General features: G+C 77.9%; 4 protein-coding genes. All 4 read right to left on the bottom strand.

Annotation, left to right across the window (positions count from 1 at the left end; all coding sequences use genetic code 11):
* Positions 1-196: 196 nt before the first annotated feature.
* Positions 197-676, bottom strand: a complete 480-nt coding sequence (locus tag ACFV0G_RS34170; RefSeq protein WP_380556379.1) for a hypothetical protein — start codon at positions 674-676, stop codon at positions 197-199.
* A 23-nt stretch (positions 677-699) separates the two neighbouring features.
* On the bottom strand, positions 700-1,134 hold the full coding sequence (locus tag ACFV0G_RS34165) for a TadE/TadG family type IV pilus assembly protein (RefSeq protein ID WP_380556378.1): 435 nt from the start codon (positions 1,132-1,134) through the stop codon (positions 700-702).
* Complete coding sequence (locus ACFV0G_RS34160; RefSeq protein ID WP_380556376.1) at positions 1,131-1,496, bottom strand: TadE/TadG family type IV pilus assembly protein; 366 nt, start codon at positions 1,494-1,496, stop codon at positions 1,131-1,133. The genes ACFV0G_RS34165 and ACFV0G_RS34160 overlap by 4 nt, the downstream gene beginning before the upstream one ends.
* A gap of 41 nt (positions 1,497-1,537) precedes the next feature.
* Positions 1,538-1,794: hypothetical protein (locus tag ACFV0G_RS34155; RefSeq protein WP_380556374.1), on the bottom strand; the 257-nt coding region annotated here is incomplete at its 5' end.

Below are 1,794 nucleotides of genomic sequence, written 5' to 3'. Positions count from 1 at the left end.
GTGAGCGCGCCGACACGCTGCGGGGGGGGGTGCCGCGCCCGCTGGGCTCGCTGGGGGGCCCCGGCGCCCGGGGGGGGGGCGCCCGCGGGGGCCGTCCGCCCGCGGCGCGGCCGGACCGGGACGGGCCGCCGGGCGGTCGGGGTCGCCGACCGCGAACGGGCCTGGCGGTCGGGGTCGTTGGCACGTGGCGCGGCCATCAGCCGTTCTCCGCTTCCGTGATGCCGTGCACGAGGGTGGCCCTGCCGTACCCGTGCACATCGAGGTGGGTGAACTTGGGGATCACCAGGCCCAGCAGGGCGGTGGTGTAGGTGCCGGTGGTGCGCACCTCGACGGTGCGGCCGTCGTCGAGCAGCCGCGTCCTGCCGGTCAGGTGGTACGCGCTCAGGTAGGCGTCGGCGGCGTCCGCGGCGGCCTGCTCGCTGACGACCCGGTAGCCCCGGCCCTGGAGCACGGCGTCCAGGTCGAGTTGCTGGCCGGCGGCCCGGGCGGCCTCCTGGGCGCGGGCGTCCGCCCGCTCGACGGCGCGCAGCCGGCCGCCGAGGTCGAGCACGATGGCGACCAGGACGACCAGCGCGGCCGCGCTGATCGCGACGAACAGCGAGAGCGCGCCGCTGTCGGGCCCCCCGGCCCGGTGCAGTATCAACCGCCGGCGGGCCGGCGTGCGGTGTTCGGTCATCGTCCCCCTCCTGCGGTCCGCGGTCAGTCGCCCCGGTACCGGTCGACGACGGACGTGAACTCCCCCGTCATGGTCTTCTCCCCCGGAACGCCGTCCACACCCAGCAGGTCGCTCAGCGGGACGGTGCAGCGCACCCGCACCGTGACGGTGCCGAGTTGGACCGCGCCGGTGGTCAGCGTGCCGCGGGTGAGCGGGCTGCCCGGGTCCTGCCGGCAGTGCACCCCGCGCCGGCCCAGCACCCCCTGGACGGCGTCGGCGGCGGCCTGGTCGGCGCCGTCGTCGGTGCGGGCCAGCGAGGCGGCGCGGGCGCCCGCCCGGGCGGCGGCGTCGACCACCGCGCCGGTGGTCTGCACGCGGCCGGCCGCCACCACCATCAGCACGAACGCCAGCACCACGGGCACCAGCAGCGCGGCCTCGATCGGCACGCTGCCGCCGTCCGGCCGGCGGGCCCCGCTCACGGCGTCCCGCCCTGCGGCACGAAGCGCTCCCGCGGGGCGCTGAGCGTCTCGGTGATCACCAGCCGGTCGAAGAACGGCAGGACGGACTGCGGCCGGACGGTCACCGTCATCTGCTGGACGGCGGCGTCGGAGCCGTCGTGGTCCACGCTCTGCAGTTCGGCGATCCGGCCGAAGCGGGCCAGGAAGTCCCGCACCCGGGTGTCCCCGTCCTCCGGCGCCGCGCCCCTGACCCGCCCGGCGTCGACGCCCTCGCGCAGGGCGGTCAGCGCCACCTGGTCGGCGTACCACCACAGCGACGCCTGGACGACCAGCATCACCGCGGCGAGCACGACGGGGAAGAGCACGGCCAGGGAGAGGATCACCGCTCCCCGGTCGCGGACGGCGGGGGCACCCGGGCGACGGATCACTTCACCGAGTCCGGGACGTCGGTCGGGATCTTGGCCTCGGTCTTGTCGGCGAGCAGCTTGACGGCGGCCAGCACCGCGCCGGCGATGGTCACCATCACGATGATGGCGAGGGCGAGTTCGATGCTGATCGCGCCGCGGTCGCCGGAGGCGCGGGGGGGGCGCCGCCCCCCCCCCCCCCCGGGGGGGGGGGGGGGGCGGGGGGGGCGGGGGGGCCGGAGCGGTAGGGGCCGGGCGCGCAGGCCGGGGGGGGGCC

The organism is Kitasatospora sp. NPDC059571 (genome assembly GCF_042735675.1).
Taxonomy (GTDB): Bacteria; Actinomycetota; Actinomycetes; order Streptomycetales; family Streptomycetaceae; genus Kitasatospora.
This window is presented reverse-complemented; position numbering and strand designations above follow the sequence as displayed.